This window comes from Micromonospora sp. NPDC023737 (assembly GCF_040639715.1).
Classification (GTDB): Bacteria; Actinomycetota; Actinomycetes; order Mycobacteriales; family Micromonosporaceae; genus Micromonospora.
The window spans coordinates 1-14,308 of sequence record NZ_JBFAAL010000026.1; the positions used below are offsets into that span (position 1 = coordinate 1).

The following is a 14,308-nucleotide window of genomic DNA, read 5'->3' on the forward strand; positions in this document are numbered from 1 at the left end:
GTCTGAGACCGGCAAACCCGCCAACCACAGGGGGATTCGGTTTCACGGGGGGCCGGGGGAAGTCCAGGCGGTCGGGCGAAGCCGGGGGGCTTCACGCGCCGGGACGGTGTTCAACGACCGGCCGGCCGTCATCATTCCCGGGTTTCCCGGGGCCCTTCCGGGCCGGCATCGTTCCCCGGTTGCCGGGGGCACCTGCGCACTGGCGACAGGCCGTGGCCGGGACCGGGTTCAACGACGGGCAGGCCGGCATCGTTCCCCGGTTGCCGGGGGCACCTGCGCACTGGCGACAGGCCGTGGCCGGGACCGGGTTCAACGACCGGCGGGCCGTCATCGTTCCCCGGTTGCCGGGGGCCCCTGCGCACTGGCGACAGGCCGTGGCCGGGACCGGGTTCAACGACGGGCAGGCCGTCATCGTTCCCCGGTTTCCGGAGGCCCTTGCGGGCTGGCCACAGGTCGTGGCGGGGGCTGCTACCCCGACCGTCAGGGGTGTTCAACGCCCCCGGCCCGGCCACGATTCCGACCCCGGGATGCCACCGGTCACACCACAGAACCCCACCAAACCACCCAACCACCCCACCCGCAGCCCAACTCCCTCCGGCGCAAACCGGACACCACGCCCAGCCACCCCCACGCCCCGCCCATGGTCAACTCGACATCCATGAAGTCGGGGCATCCACGCGTCCCGGACACCCCGACATCAAAGAACCCGAGTCGATCAACCGCCCGCGGCTACCGACACCGCTCCGACCCGGGACGATCAACCCTCCGAAGGCCCGACACGACCCTCCGGAACCACCCGGGCCAACCAACCAGCCAGCCCGGAGACCGGCGCCGATCCCAGAACTAACCACCACGCAAACGCCCGACCACCCAACCGCCCCGACACCCAACCGCAGCCAGTGGCCGCCAGCCCCACGAGCCGGACACGACACCCGCCCCCACCCGACCCATGGTCAACTCGACTTCCATGAAGTCGGGGCATCCACGCGTCCCGGACACCCCGACATCAAGGAACCCGAGTCGATCAACCACCCAGCGACCACCCACGGCCCCAACCCGAGACAGTCAACCCACCCAGCGACCACCCACGGTCCCAACCCGACTCGATCAACCACCCAGAGGCCACCCACCCGGCCCACTCCGACTCGATCAACCGCCGGAGGCCCGACCCGACCGACTCGGCTTGACTCGATCAACCGCCAGGGGTGCGACCAGGCCTCGACCTGAGGCGGCCAACCGGGCTCAGGGCCACCCGCACGGCCCGGCCGCCCCGGGATGCCGCCGTTGGCCATGCACGCGCTGGCGCCCGCCGGAGAGGATCCGACGGGCGCCAGCCTCAGTCATGCCCGGGCGTTGCCCGGACCGTCACTTCAGTGCGACCCCATGAAGCGCTGACGGCGGCGCCACGCGAAGGTCAGGAGCAGCAGCGCGGCGCCCGCGCCGACCAGGCCACCACCGACCTTCATCGGGGTGCCCAGGCTGTCGCCCGTGACAGGGAGCGGCGGCGGCTGGCGGTGGTCCACCACCCGCAGCTGCGTGGAGGCGGTGCGGCCGGTCTCCCGGCCGGTGGCGGTGATGGTCAGCAGACCCGTCACCGAGGGCTTGAACTTCCGGGTGAACTCGCCCCTGCTGTTGGTGTAGACGTCAGCCGGCGTGTTCGGCGCGAAGGCCACCGGCGCCATGGCGACTGTGCTGCCGTCGCTGCGCCGGGCCGGCGCCTGGTTCGCGGCGGGTGCCGCGATCGGAGTCGAGGTGACGGTGAAGTCCACCCACTCGCGCGATTCGCCCTGGCGCGCACCGCCGAAACCGCGGCCGGTGAGCACCACCGTCTGACCGAGGAAGATCTCCGGATCGTTGACGGTGAGCGCGGGCTGGGGCGTGTACGGCGGTGGCTGCGGTGGGTCGGTGGTGACGCCTGGCGCCGGCGGCTGCGGCTGTGCCGCCCCCGCTGCCGTCGGCACGGCCACCACGGCCAGACCGACCGTGAGCGCCATGATGATGCGGGATAGCCGCATGGTTGGTTCCCTCCTACTGGTCACAGCTTGGTGCGGTATCTACTTGGGTGGTCCATGGGGTGGCCGTGGGCGTTAACCACAGCTCGGCCTCGCCTGCGCCGGTTTTCTTTCCGGTCAGGACGGTGAGCTCCAAGGTCCGGCTGGCGCCGGGCCGGACGTCCACGCTCGCCGTCGCGACCTGGCGGCCGCGTTCGGTGCCGACTCCGACCGGCGTCTCGGTTCCGTCGAGCCGGGCGTCGAGCACCGCCCCACTCGTCGGCGTGAAGACCGAGACCAGCGTGCGAGCGGTGTACGGGTCACCCGCCATGCCGAGGCCGAGAACCGACTCGCTGAGTCCGGTCTTCGGTGCCGTCGACTGGAGGGTCACCCGTAGCCGAAGCGCGCGGCGCCCGTCGGGCCGGCATTCGCCGACCGTCAGGGTTGCCGCCGGCCGCAGGTAGTAGCCGAGCTTCGCGCCGCTGCCGTCGTTGAGGAACACGCCGACGGTCGGCACGGTGTCCTGTTCCGGAAGGGTCCCGGCCAGCCGGCTGTCGCCGAACTGTCGTTGCTCCTCCGGTCGGGCACTCCAGAACAATATCCGGCGTTCCCGGACAGCACGGTCAAATGCGGACAACAACACCCTTGGGTCGACATTCTTCGTAAAGAAGGCGTCGAAGACCGCCGCCGCAGCAGCGGAGAAGAAGGCGTCCTGCTCCTCGGGTTCGAGGCGCTGGTACGTCTCGTTGAGCAGCGTCCGTACCACCGTGTCGGACGCGAGCGGCAGACCACCCGGCACCATCACCGGCCCGGTCGCCTTGAGCAGATAAGACAGCACCACCGGGTCCACGGCGAGTACACCGTCCACCTTCGTGCCGGCCTTGCGCTCGAACATGTCGCGGTACAGCGCGGCGGCGGTCGGGAAGTGTGGTGTGAGGTTCACGTCGGCCGGATACATGCCCGGCAGGTCGGCCCAGAGCGCGCGGATCTCCTTCGGCACGGGCAGCGGCGGGTTGAAGAGGCCCAGCGAAGCGCTGCTGCCCTGCCGTCCCATCTGGACCCGACCGTTCTTCGCCTCGATCAGGGCGTACGCGCCGAACATGCCGCCGGTCGCGCGCAGCTCGGCGGGGTTCTGCGAGACCAGCAGGTAGCGTCGCTGACCGTCGGCTCCGAGCAGCGTCGGCAGCAGGCGGGCGCCCTGGTCGGCCGCCGCGGTCATCGCGGCCAGGCGATCGATCTCCCCACGCAGGTCGGTGAGTGCCTGGCGGACCTGACTGACCAGGCCGTCATTCGAAACCGCGGCCAGATCCCGGCGGGACTGCTGGATGGTCCGGTTGACCTCCGCGAGCTCGGCGGAGACGGTACGCAGTCGACCGACGTCGAGCCGTCCCTCGTCCGGTACCAGGTTGGACAGGTCGACGCGGAGCAGGGTCGGGAAGGCACGCCGGGCCAGATCGTCGACGGTCACCGAGATCTGCCGCACCGCGCCGAGATTGTCCCCGGCGAGCGGCGTACGCCGGCCGAGTGCCCATCCCGGGTCGTCGGTGGCGGACCGGGCAGCTCCGGACTGTTCCTGGAGAGCGGCCAGCGTGCGCCGGGCCCGGTCGGTGTCACCAGCCACGACCTGAGCGCTGAGCTCCCGGGCCAGCCCGGCCGCGTTGAGCAGGTGGGCGCGCGCCTGCCAGCCCCGGAAGCCGACCCAGCCGCCGGCCAGCAGCAGCAGCGAGCCGACCACCAGCCCGGCGAGCAGTGCCCGGCGCAGGCGAGCCCGCCTGCGCCGTCGGGACCGACTGCGACGTCGCCGCGGCCGTTCGCTCTCCGTCACACCACACTCCTCGCTGGAACCGGACAGAAGGGCAGTTACTTCGCTCTTCTTAACATCCGCCACGCGTGGAACGTGACGTTATGGCAGATGTCCTCCGCTATGCGAGGTTCCTTCGGGTGATTCAGGCCGGCAGGCGGGTTCGGGCCACCTCACGCAGCAGCCGCTCCATCCGGTCCACGCCGGCCGGCAACGACATCTCCCGCAGGTACGCCTCTCGCCCCCGCCGGCCCATGTCGGAGCGCGCGGACGGCGGAATGGTCGCGGCCAGCCAGAAGCGGTCGGCGAGGCTGGCCCAGTCCTCGGGCGGGCAGGAGAGCCCGGCTCGCGCCCGCTCCACCAGGTCCACGGTGTCGCCGCCCGCGGAGACGAGCACGGGCGCCGCGCAGGAGAGCGCGGCCTGCAGCTTGCCGGGCACGCTGCCCCGCAGCTCGGGCAGATCGCGCAGCATCACCAGCTGGTAGTCCGCGGCGGCGTAGAGATCCGACATGTCCAGCGGTGAACGCCGCTCGACGAACCGGACGTTCTCGGCGCGCAACTCGGCGGCGAGCCCCCGCACCCGCCGCTCGTCTGCGCCGGAGCCGACCAGAACCAGGTCGGTGGTGCTGTCCAACGCCGCCGCCGCTCGTACGGCCGTCTCCAGGCCCTGCCGGGCGCCGATGGTCCCGGCGTGCATCACGACGCACCGCCCGTCGCGGCGCACCAGTTGCCTGGCCTCCGCGCTCGGCCGTGCCGGGTGGAAGATCCGCTCGTCGGTCCAGTTGAGCAGCACCGATACCCGCTCCGGGTCGGCGCCCGCCGCCACCACGAGATCCCGCATCGACGGCGCGGCGACGGCGATCCGGTCCGCGGTGCGGAAGGCCCGGGCCATCGCCGAGAGGATCCGGGCCGTCCACCTTCCGTCGCCGGGTGGGGCGTCCTCGGGCAGGACGTCCTGCACGTGCAGCACGGTGGGCACCCGCCCGATCAGCCGCGGCACGCTGGCGGCCGCGAAGCTGGTGGCGGGGAGTTGGAACACGTAGAGCACGTCGATGCCGGCGAGGAAGCGTCGGGCCACCATGGCGGCGCTGCCGGCGAAGGAGAGGTAGCTCGCCAGCCGGGCGCGGGTGGAGGCCTCGCCGTCGGCGACGTACCGAGGGACGCGGCGTACCGACAGCCGTTCGTTGTGGGTCTCGTGCCGCCACCGCTGCCGCCAGCCCGGGTACACCTGCCCACCCGGGTAGTCCGGGAAGCCGGTCAGGACGCGGACCTCGTGCCCCCGCGCCGCCAACTCCTCCGCGAGGCTGCCGGGGATGAAGGCCGGCTCCGGCGGGAAGTGGTACGACAGGATCCCGACCTTCATCGGGTCGTCACCGCCGTCCGGTTCGCCGCCGTCGGCGCGGCAGCGCGGCCGGTGGCCAAGGGACGCGCGTACGATTCGGGCAACCCCTCAGCGTCCGGCCGCGACCGCCGGCGCTCCCCCGTCGTGGCGGTACCGCCCGCGACGGTACCGACGAGAGGGGTTCTGATGACCGACCGGGTGCTGTTCGTCTGCCACGCCAACCTGTGCCGGTCCCCGATGGCCGAGTACCTGGCCCGCAGGGCACTGGCCGGGCGGCCGGTGACGGTGCAGAGCGCCGGCACCGACGCGGTGGAGGGCTTGCCGATGCACCCGTACGCCGCGGACATCGCCGCGGAGACCGGCGCCGACCCGACGGACTTCCGCAGCCATCGGCTCCGTGCCGAGCACCTGGCGGGCGCCACGCTCGTGCTCACGGCTACCCGGCGCCAGCGCTCGGTCTGCACGGCGCTGGCGCCGTCGGTGCTGCACCGGACGTTCACGCTGCGCCAGTTCGGCCGGCTGGCCGCCGCCGCGGAGCCGCCCGAGGACCCGGCCGGCGACCCTCTGCGGGCCGCCGTCGAGGCTGCCGCCCTGGCCCGGGGGCGGCTGCAACCCGCCGCCCCCGGCACTGACGACCTTCGGGACCCGATCGGCGGCACCGCCGCGGACTTCCGCCGCTGCGCCGAGGAGATCGAACGGTCGATACGACCCCTCGCCGCGCTCATCGTGGCAACCGGGTGAGTTCCTGTGTGCGGTCGCTGACACCGTTCGCCCCGCCGTCCTCGCCGTGCTGGGCAGTGGCGACCCGGTCCGCGGGCACCTCGGAAGTCTCCGTCGCGGCGACCACCCGGTAGGCCTCGTACTGGTACGCCTCGGCCTTGGGCATCTTGGCCATGTTGAGCACGCAACCCAGCAACCGCACCGATACCGCGTGCAGCGCCCGGGCCGCGGCGGCCACCTGGGTCCGCGACGTGCGACCCTGCTGGCTGACCACCAGCGCACCGTCGGCCTGAACCGCCACGACGACGCCGTCGGTCACGGCGAGCAGCGGCGCGGTGTCGATGATGACGATGTCCGCGGATTCCCGCAGGGCGAGCAGCAGGTCCGCCATGGCCTTCGAGCCGAGCAGTTCGCTCGGGTTCGGCGGCGCGGAGCCGCTGGGCAGCACCAGCAGCGACTTGTCGCCCCAACGCTGGACCACGTCGCCGACCTGAACGTCTCCGACCAGCACATCGGTGAGCCCGACGCCGGCGTCGATGCCCAGGTACTCGTCCACCTTCGGCCGGCGCAGGTCGGCGTCGACGAGCAGCACACGCCAGCCCGCCTCGGCCAGCGCGATGGCCAGGTTGCAGGAAAGGGTGGTCTTCCCCTCCCCCTGCAACGCGCTCGTGACCGCGATGACCCGGGCCGGCTCGTGCACGTCGACGAAGCGCAGGTTCGTACGCAGCTTGCGGATCGCCTCGGCGCGGGACGAGTTCGCCGCCTCACCGACGATCAGCGGCGCGGACTTGGCGCCGCCCTCGTACGGAATCTCGCCGAGCAGTGGGCTGCCGGTCGCCCGCTGGAGGCCGGCCGCGTCGCGCAGTCGCACGTCCGCCACGCCGCGCAGGATGGCCAGGCCGATGCCGAGCACCAGGCCGATGATCCCGCCGAGCGTCATGTTGCGCACCGGCTGGGGCGACACCGGGCTGGAGCTGACCCGTGGGCCGCTCACCACCTCGATCTTGAGCGGGGCCTTGCCCTCCGGCGGGGTCTCGACCTTCTGCACGAGTTCGACGAACTTCGCCGAGAGCGTCTCGGTCACCCGCAGCGCGCGGGTCTGGTCGGTGTCCGTCACCGACGCCCGCAGCAGAACCGTGCCCGCCTCGGTGGAGGTGGTGACCCGCCGCTGCACCTCCTCGGCGGTGAGGCCGACGGGATTCTCGGCGACGACGCTCTGTGCGAGCCGGTCGCTGGTCAGCAGGTCGGCGTACGACTTGACGCGCTGCTGAAGGAAGAGGCCACCCTGGTAGGCGTCCGCGACCCCCTGGTTCGGGGTGGTGACGAAGAAGGTGACCGAGGCTTCGTACCGGGGCTGGGCCCGGACGGTGAGGAACGCACTGACACCCAGGGCCACCATCACGGTGACCAGCGCGACCCACCAGTGCCGACGCACGTGGCGCAGTTGGCGGAGCAGGTCCATCAGGTGCGCCTCCGTACCGGACCGGTAACGCCAAAGAACTTCACGAAAACCCCCAAGGTCGTCTTCAACTCGTGAAACCATTAAACCGGCTCATACGGCTTATGTCCGGAGTTGCGTGTTTTTGGCAACTCCGTGTGCCCGAATTACCAACCCGGGAAAGACCGGTTCGGCATCGGGCGGACCGGCGGGAAAAGTGGACGGGCCACCCGGCGCGCTTACCTGGCGCGAAAATCCTGCGCACGCGGACGCCGCCGACACGCGCAGCATGTCGGCGGCGAAAGAGCGTGCGGAAAGGACGAGACGCCGGAACCGGCCCCAGATCGTTGGATCTCGGCGCCGCGGCGACGGATCGTCAGAATGACGGTTCACCCGTGGGTCGACCGGCGCTCAAGCGGGGGGTTCTACCACTATCCGGACAGGGCCACCAGGCCGCCGGCGGGCTGCGACGACGGGGATCCGGAAGGCTGTCCAAATCACCCCTCGACCCGGCCGCTCGTCGAGAGCAACTCGCCTTCACCGGAAGTCGGGGTGTTCAGGCAACCGGGACACCCCGACGTCGATGAACTCCGGATCGAGGACCGGCGCGTCCCGATCAGCCTCGGGCGTACGATTCAGCGCCGCTCCTCGACCCCGTGCTCGTCGTCGGTCTCCTCGTAGAGCGCCTCGGCAGCCGGCTCGGTGAGATCGTCGCCGGGGACCGCCACCTGCTCGACGCGGTCCTGCTCGTCAGTCCGCCCGCGCGGCGGCGGCTCAGGGGCGGTGGGGTCGCCGGCGAAGCCGTACTCGTTGGGCTCGTCGTGCCTGCTCATCTGGTCACCCTCCCGGATTCTCCCGCTTCGCCTCTACCGCCAACGGTAGGTGGTGATCGTCTGTCCCGCAGCGGGGCGGACGATTGTCGACGTGGCCACGGGCTGGCATTGCTCAGCGAGGCCCAGACCAGCTGGCGCAGCAGGATGATGAAAACGGCGACGGCCAGGGCGTCCCAGCTGCGGCCGCTGGCGAGCCGCAGCACCCCAGCGGCGGTCAGCAGGTCGAGCAGCACCCGCACGGCCGGCAACGGCCGGCCGCTACCGACCAGCACGGCGGCCCCGGAGAGCAGAGCGAGCCCGGTGACCACGGCGACCAGCAGCGACGTCACAGGTTCCGCTCCTCGTCGCCCACCTGCCGCTGCTCGGTGCGGATCTCCCGGCCGAGGAAGTAGTTGAGGGCGGTACGAATGGTGGCGATCGCGGCGAGCTGCCCGATCTGGTCGAACGTCGGCGACACCGCCGTACGCAGAATGTCCGCCGCGAGCTGGAACTCCAGCCCGAGCGTGAGAAAACGACCGAGGCTGAGCCGGATCGGGGTGAACACGGCGGCGGTGCGGTGCCGTAGTCCCTCGACCACGAACCGCACCGCCGCGAGAACGGCGCCGACGAAAATGATCAGAGCGCCGGCCACCTCCACCACGGCGACCAGCACCTGGTCTGCCTGGCGCAGGAACCCCTCCACCTCCATCCCGGGCCGTTACCCGGCGGCGACAGGGGTAGTCGACGGTCAGGTCAGCTTGACGACGGCCTCGAGGATGAGCCACAGGCCGGAGATCGCGAAGAGCGCGGCCGCGCCGTACTGGATGACCTTCTCGGGCAACCGGCGGCCGAGCAGCCGGCCGACGAGGATCGCCAGCGCGTCCGCGGCGACCATGCCCACGGTCGAGCCGATCCAGGTACCGACCCAGCCGTGCTGGGTCGCCAGGGTGATGGTGGCGAGCATCGTCTTGTCACCCAGCTCCGCGAGGAAGAACGCCACCCCGACCGTGATGATCGCCGACCTGGTGGCCTTCTCCGCCTTGCGCCGCTCCGCTTCGGTGAGGGTGTCCCCGCGCAGGGTCCAGGCGGCGAAGCCGAGGAACGCGACGCCGGCGATCAGCGAGATCCAGTCCGTCGGTAGCACCGAGCCGAGGCCGGCGCCGATGGCGACCGACGCGAGGTGCACCACCGTGGTGGCGACCGTGATGCCGATCAACACCGGTACCGGTTTGAACCGCGTGGCGAAGGCCAGCGCCATCAGCTGGCTCTTGTCGCCCAACTCGGCCACGAAGATGACGCCGAAGCTGAGCACCAGCGCGGCGAGGAATCCTTCCATGACACCCTTCCCGATCATGCCGGGAGGAGGTACAGGGGCGCCCTCGACCCGGCTGCAACAGCCTGAGTCGAAGGTCTCGCCCGCCCCGCCGGAAGCGGGGCCGCGTGGCCGGATGCGCGACGCACCAGTATGTCGACCACGACATTGGGGGCTACTCCCCTTCGCGGGACCGAGCTTAACCGATCGGCCGGCGGACCTGCGGCACGGGTGACCGGTTCCCGCCCGAGCGCGCGGCGACGGATGTCAGCTCTCTCACCGGGCCATCGGCCAGCCGACCGGCCACGTCGCCCCGCCGGACGGGTCAGACGGCCCGGGCCAGCGTGACACCGAAGAGCTCGTCCGGGTCGGTCCAGAACGTCCGGCCCGCGAATCCCGCAGCCGAGAGCTCCGCGGCCAGCCCCTCCAGGCGGAACTTCGCCGAGACCTCGGTACGCAGCTCCTCGCCCGCGGCGAACGCCACCTCGAGATCCAGGTCGGGGATCCGAACCCGCATCGGCCGGTCCGCGCGCAACCGCATCTCGATCCACTCGTGCGTCGCGTCCCACCGCACCACGTGGGTGAAGGCCGAAGGGTCGAAGTCCGCCCCGAACTCACGGTTGATCACCCGCAGCACGTTGCGGTTGAACTCGGCGGTCACCCCGGCAGCGTCGTCGTACGCGGGAACGATGATCGACGGGTCCTTGACCAGGTCGGTGCCGATGAGGAGCCAGTCGCCGGACTCCAGGGCGGCCCGCATCCCGGCGAGGAACGCCGCCCGCTCGGCGGGGAGCAGGTTGCCGATCGTGCCACCCAGGAACAGCACCAACCGCCGCCCGCCCGCGGGCAGTCGATCCAGGTGCCGGGTGAAGTCCCCGACGATGCCGCGTACCCGCAGGCCGGGGTAGTCGCTGGCGATCCGCGCGGTGGAGCCGCGCAGCGCGCTGGCCGAGACGTCCAGCGGTACGAAGGTGCCGAGCCCGCCCCGGTCGGTGAGGGCGTCCAGCAGGAGCCGGGTCTTCTCGGACGAGCCGGACCCCAGCTCGATGAGGGTCTTCGCGGCGGTCAGCTCCGCGATGGCCGGCGCCCGCGCAGCCAGCACCAGGCGTTCGGCGCGGGTCGGGTAGTACTCGGGCAGCCGGGTGATCTCCTCGAAGAGCTCGCTGCCCCGCGCGTCGTAGAACCACTTCGGCGGCAGCCACTTCGGCTCCGCGGTGAGCCCGACGCGGACATCCTCGCGCAGCCCACGGGCCAGGTCCTGCTCTTCGAGATGGATCTCCAGTGGCTCGGCGCTCATCCGACGGCACTCCCTTCACATGGATCGATGGACCTTGCACCGGAACCGGGGGTCGTACTCACGTGAGCGGGCGCAGCCGCACCCGCCCGGCGGTGGCGGTCACCAGCTGGCCGTCGGGCACCTCACGCCAGCCGGATTCGTCGTCGTGCGGCTCGGAGGCGAGCAGCACCGCCTCCGGGCTCGCGCGCACCGACAGCGCGTGCCCGAGCACGCTGGCCACCGCGACGCGCCCGTCGGTGAGCAGCACGTTGAGTCGGGACCCGGGTGCCGCCGCGGCGACCGCCTGGACCGTCGCGGCCACGGCGTCGGCCGCGTCCGCGCCGGCGCGCAGCCGGTGCCGCACCAGCGCCCAGAGCAGCGCCGAGTCGGTGCTCGCGTCCAGGGTGAGCAGGTCGCGTACGGGCAGCTCGGCGGCGAGCGGCACCATCGTGTCGGGCCAGCCGCGGATCACCCCGTTGTGGCTGAACAACCAGCGCCCCTCGGCGAACGGTGCGGCCGCGTTGTCGAGCACCGCCATACCGACGGTGGCGGAGCGGACGGCGGCCAGCACCGCGCCCGCCGAGGTCACCTCGGCCAGCTGGGCGATCGTCGGGTCGCTCCAGATCGGCTGGGCACGCCGGTACCGCACCGGGTCGCCGTCGCCCGGGTACCAGCCGATGCCGAAGCCGTCGGCGTTGATGGTGCCCCCGCCGCGCATGTCGCGCGGTGCCCACGACTGCCGTACCAGGGAGAAGGGCGGGTCGAACAGCAACCGCGCGAGGGTGACCGGCGGCCCCAGATAGACGAGGTGTCGACACATCAGGCGGCCACCGTCACGGCCGCGACTCCTCCGGCCGGGCATCCCGGACGCAGCGGAAACCGCTGAAAATCTGCCGGCGGATCGGGAAGTCCCAGTTGCGGAACGTGCCCCGGCACGCGGCCCGGTCGGTGCCGAACGACCCGCCCCGCAGCACCCGGTAGTCGTCGCCGAAGAACACCTCCGAGTACTCCCGGTAGGGGAACGCGGTGAACCCCGGGTGCCCCTGGAAGGTGCTGGACGTCCACTCCCAGACATCCCCGATCAGCTGGTGCACGCCAAGCGGTGACGCCCCGTCCGGGTACGCGCCCACCGGAGCCGGCCACAGGTGGCGCTGGCCGAGGTTGGCGTGCACGGCGGCCGGATCGTCGTCGCCCCACGGATATCGGCGGGAGCGACCGGTGGCCGGGTCCCAGCGGGCGGCCTTCTCCCACTCCGCCTCGGTGGGCAGGCGCCTGCCGGCCCAGGACGCGTACGCCTGCGCCTCGTACCAGCAGACGTGCACCACCGGTTCGTCGTCGCGAACCGGCGCCCACCGGCCGAACCGCCGGCAGAGCCAGCCGTCGCCGTCGCGGCGCCAGTGCAGCGGCGCGGACAGTTCGGCCTTCACCCGGTGCGCCCAGCCGGCAGCGCTCCACCAGCGCGGGTCGTCATAGCCGCCGTCGGCGATGAACCGCCGGTACTGGCCGTTCGTCACCGGGGTCGCGTCGATGGCGTACGCGGGCAGGTCGACGCGGTGTGCGGGACGCTCGTTGTCCAGCGCCCACGGGTCCGTGTCGGTGCCCATCGTGAACGCACCGGCGGGGATCAGCACCTCCCCGCCGACCGGTGCGCGTGGCTCGGGCGGCGGCGGGGCGGGCAGCACGGCCGGCCCGGAGCGCAGCTGGTGGGTGGCGAGCATCGTCTCGTCGTGCTGCTGCTCGTGCTGCACGATCATTCCGAACGCGAAGCCGTCGGCCACCAGCCGGCCGTCCGTGAACCGCACCCGGTCGAGCAGGTCGTACACCTTGTCCCGGACGGTCCTGACGTAGGCCCGGGCCTCGCGCGGTGGCAGCAGCGGCAGGGACGGCCGGTCCCTGCGCGGCTGTTTGAACGCGTCGTAGAGATCGTCGATGTCCTGCCGGACCGGCGGACGGCCACCCACGTCGCGCACGAGCCACAGTTCCTCCTGGTTGCCGACGTGGGCGAGGTCCCAGACCAGCGGGGACATCAGCGGCGAGTGCTGCCGCATCAGGTCGGCGTCGTCGACCACGTCGGTCAGCAGCGCGGTACGTGCCCTCGTGCGCTCCAGCTCGGCCGCGATCCGATCGCGCAGCTGCTCGGTAGCGAGCCGGTCGATGCTCGTGTCAGTCACCGGTCTCCCCTCTCCGCGGCGGCCCGTCGCCGTCGTACGCCTCGGTGGATCTCCTCGTTCAGGTCGGGTGGCAGGTCGAGTCGGGGCAGCGCCGCCAGGGCCAGGTCGAGCAGGTGCGCCGCGACGGTGGCGAGCGTCCGGTCGGCGAGCCCGGCACGGGCCGCGTCCTGCCACCGGTGCCCGACGGGTGCGCTGACCAGGTACGCGGCGTGCAGCGTCTCCGGATCGGCGAAGAGAGCGGCCAGCACCGCGAGCGGAATCGCCCAGTCCCGGCCCGGCTGGGCGTCCAGGTAACGCAACTCGAGGTAGCCGCGCGGCCGTACGGGCGGGAAGAGCGTGCTCACGTGGTAGTCGAGATCGTCGGTGGTCGGCGGTCGCGGGAGCGCGCCCGCGAGCCAGTCGGCGAAGGTGACGTCGGGCGGGGGCGTCCAGTCGGACCCGGCGGTGCGCAGGCAGAGCAGTGGCGCGGCGAGCACGTAGCGGGTCCACGCGGCCACCGGGTCGTCGTCCGGCCGTGCCGGCGACCAGACCGGGCCGGCGCGGGACGGGTCGATCGCCAGCCAGGCCGCCATGCGGGACGAGGCCCAGCCGGTGGGGCGTCCGGCGTGACGGTCGGATGTGGCGAACACCGCGAGCAGTGGCGGCCCGACGGCGTGCGCCACGGCCCAGCGCAGCGGCACCTGGTCGGATTCACCGGCGTCCAGGCAGATCTGCAGGCCGGCGGTGCAGTACATCATCGTCCGGCCGGCTAGGCCGTGTCGGTCGAAGACACGGCGCATGGCCCGATAGCGGGGAGTATCGAGCACGGGATGCGGCTTGCGGTGCGGATCGATGCCGCTGCCGCCGAGGGTCAGCCCGGCTCTTCTGAGCAGGCCGCTCACCTGGGCGATGTCTGTCTCGGTGGCGCGGACGAGGGCGCCTATCGAGGTGTGCGGCGGGGTGGAGAGCTCCAGTTGCCCGCCCGGTTCGAGACTCACCACGCTGCCCTGGCGCAGCGGATGCGCCGGGCCCGTCTCGTCGAGGAGTACGGAGCTGTGTCGCCCCAACGCCGCCCGCAGCCGCGCCCGGTCGACCCGGCGGGTGGGGTCGGCGGCGTCGTGCACGGTCCATTCCAGCTCCATGCCGGTGCGCGTCGGCGGACCGGTCTTGAAGCAGATGCGCGCGAGGTGGCGGGCGGCAGCCCCGGCCTCACGCAGAATCGCACCGCGATCGAGCTCGGGTGACGTCACCATTCGCGGCCCCCTCCCGCACCGGCATCCGGACCGGGTGTCACCGTAACGGCACCCTCCGACACTGCGGGCCGACGCGCGGGCCCGTCCACCTTTGTCTAGCAGACCGCTACCCGACGGCCGGCGCAAACAGCCGGGTGGGCAACGCGGCGGCGGCCACCCCCGGGCACGGCCGGTACGGGAGTCGGTGGGTGACGGGGCAGAGGTGAGCGGCGT

Annotated in this window: 13 protein-coding genes; 1 reads left to right on the forward strand and 12 read right to left on the reverse strand. The window is 72.1% G+C overall.

Annotation, left to right across the window (positions count from 1 at the left end; genetic code table 11):
* Positions 1 to 1,370 precede the first annotated feature (1,370 nt).
* The 3 genes from AB0F98_RS30220 to AB0F98_RS30230 form a co-directional block, all read right to left on the reverse strand.
* On the reverse strand, positions 1,371 to 2,015 hold the full coding sequence (locus AB0F98_RS30220) for a hypothetical protein (protein ID WP_357742467.1): 645 nt from the start codon (positions 2,013 to 2,015) through the stop codon (positions 1,371 to 1,373).
* A 13-nt stretch (positions 2,016 to 2,028) separates the two neighbouring features.
* Entirely contained in the window at positions 2,029 to 3,816 is a 1,788-nt protein-coding gene (locus AB0F98_RS30225) for a DUF4012 domain-containing protein (protein WP_357742470.1), read from the reverse strand.
* A 121-nt stretch (positions 3,817 to 3,937) separates the two neighbouring features.
* Positions 3,938 to 5,155, reverse strand: coding sequence for a glycosyltransferase family 4 protein (locus tag AB0F98_RS30230; RefSeq protein WP_357742473.1), 1,218 nt, complete (start codon positions 5,153 to 5,155; stop codon positions 3,938 to 3,940).
* A 165-nt stretch (positions 5,156 to 5,320) separates the two neighbouring features.
* Here AB0F98_RS30230 and AB0F98_RS30235 point away from each other — a divergent pair, with 165 nt between their 5' ends.
* Positions 5,321 to 5,875, forward strand: coding sequence for a low molecular weight phosphatase family protein (locus tag AB0F98_RS30235; protein WP_357742475.1), 555 nt, complete (start codon positions 5,321 to 5,323; stop codon positions 5,873 to 5,875).
* On the opposite strand, the gene AB0F98_RS30240 is transcribed toward AB0F98_RS30235, so the two are convergent.
* From AB0F98_RS30240 to egtA, 9 genes are all read right to left on the reverse strand, one after another.
* Positions 5,856 to 7,316, reverse strand: coding sequence for a polysaccharide biosynthesis tyrosine autokinase (locus AB0F98_RS30240; protein ID WP_357742478.1), 1,461 nt, complete (start codon positions 7,314 to 7,316; stop codon positions 5,856 to 5,858). The two genes, AB0F98_RS30235 and AB0F98_RS30240, sit on opposite strands and share 20 nt — an antisense overlap.
* A gap of 611 nt (positions 7,317 to 7,927) precedes the next feature.
* Positions 7,928 to 8,125 (reverse strand): hypothetical protein, encoded by a 198-nt coding sequence (locus AB0F98_RS30245; RefSeq protein WP_357742481.1) that lies wholly within the window; start codon positions 8,123 to 8,125, stop codon positions 7,928 to 7,930.
* Positions 8,122 to 8,454 carry a hypothetical protein gene (locus AB0F98_RS30250; protein WP_076472618.1) on the reverse strand — a complete coding sequence of 111 codons (333 nt, stop codon included), beginning with the start codon at positions 8,452 to 8,454 and terminating at the stop codon, positions 8,122 to 8,124. The genes AB0F98_RS30245 and AB0F98_RS30250 overlap by 4 nt, the downstream gene beginning before the upstream one ends.
* The gene (locus AB0F98_RS30255) at positions 8,451 to 8,813 is read right to left on the reverse strand and encodes a DUF1622 domain-containing protein (RefSeq protein ID WP_357742484.1); all 363 of its coding nucleotides are present in this window, start codon (positions 8,811 to 8,813) and stop codon (positions 8,451 to 8,453) included. The genes AB0F98_RS30250 and AB0F98_RS30255 overlap by 4 nt, the downstream gene beginning before the upstream one ends.
* A gap of 39 nt (positions 8,814 to 8,852) precedes the next feature.
* Positions 8,853 to 9,440, reverse strand: a complete 588-nt coding sequence (locus AB0F98_RS30260) for a TMEM165/GDT1 family protein (protein ID WP_076472715.1) — start codon at positions 9,438 to 9,440, stop codon at positions 8,853 to 8,855.
* A 301-nt stretch (positions 9,441 to 9,741) separates the two neighbouring features.
* Positions 9,742 to 10,713: an L-histidine N(alpha)-methyltransferase gene (gene egtD / locus AB0F98_RS30265; protein ID WP_357742487.1), complete on the reverse strand. Its 972-nt coding sequence runs from the start codon at positions 10,711 to 10,713 to the stop codon at positions 9,742 to 9,744.
* 58 nt (positions 10,714 to 10,771) lie between these two features.
* Positions 10,772 to 11,512, reverse strand: coding sequence for an ergothioneine biosynthesis protein EgtC (gene egtC / locus AB0F98_RS30270; protein WP_357742490.1), 741 nt, complete (start codon positions 11,510 to 11,512; stop codon positions 10,772 to 10,774).
* Positions 11,513 to 11,525: 13 nt separating this feature from the next.
* Positions 11,526 to 12,863: an ergothioneine biosynthesis protein EgtB gene (gene egtB / locus AB0F98_RS30275; protein WP_357742494.1), complete on the reverse strand. Its 1,338-nt coding sequence runs from the start codon at positions 12,861 to 12,863 to the stop codon at positions 11,526 to 11,528.
* Positions 12,860 to 14,095: an ergothioneine biosynthesis glutamate--cysteine ligase EgtA gene (gene egtA / locus AB0F98_RS30280; protein WP_357742497.1), complete on the reverse strand. Its 1,236-nt coding sequence runs from the start codon at positions 14,093 to 14,095 to the stop codon at positions 12,860 to 12,862. Before egtA ends, egtB begins: the two co-directional genes overlap by 4 nt.
* Positions 14,096 to 14,308 lie beyond the last annotated feature (213 nt).

Coding starts and splice junctions, on each gene's coding strand:
- AB0F98_RS30240 (WP_357742478.1), bottom strand. CDS start 7,316: ATGGACCTGCTCCGCCAACTGCGCCACGTGCGTCGGCACTGGTGGGTC.
- AB0F98_RS30255 (WP_357742484.1), bottom strand. CDS start 8,813: ATGGAGGTGGAGGGGTTCCTGCGCCAGGCAGACCAGGTGCTGGTCGCC.
- AB0F98_RS30260 (WP_076472715.1), bottom strand. CDS start 9,440: ATGGAAGGATTCCTCGCCGCGCTGGTGCTCAGCTTCGGCGTCATCTTC.
- egtD (WP_357742487.1), bottom strand. CDS start 10,713: ATGAGCGCCGAGCCACTGGAGATCCATCTCGAAGAGCAGGACCTGGCC.
- AB0F98_RS30220 (WP_357742467.1), bottom strand. CDS start 2,015: ATGCGGCTATCCCGCATCATCATGGCGCTCACGGTCGGTCTGGCCGTG.
- AB0F98_RS30230 (WP_357742473.1), bottom strand. CDS start 5,155: ATGAAGGTCGGGATCCTGTCGTACCACTTCCCGCCGGAGCCGGCCTTC.
- egtC (WP_357742490.1), bottom strand. CDS start 11,512: ATGTGTCGACACCTCGTCTATCTGGGGCCGCCGGTCACCCTCGCGCGG.
- AB0F98_RS30235 (WP_357742475.1), top strand. CDS start 5,321: ATGACCGACCGGGTGCTGTTCGTCTGCCACGCCAACCTGTGCCGGTCC.
- AB0F98_RS30245 (WP_357742481.1), bottom strand. CDS start 8,125: ATGAGCAGGCACGACGAGCCCAACGAGTACGGCTTCGCCGGCGACCCC.
- egtA (WP_357742497.1), bottom strand. CDS start 14,095: ATGGTGACGTCACCCGAGCTCGATCGCGGTGCGATTCTGCGTGAGGCC.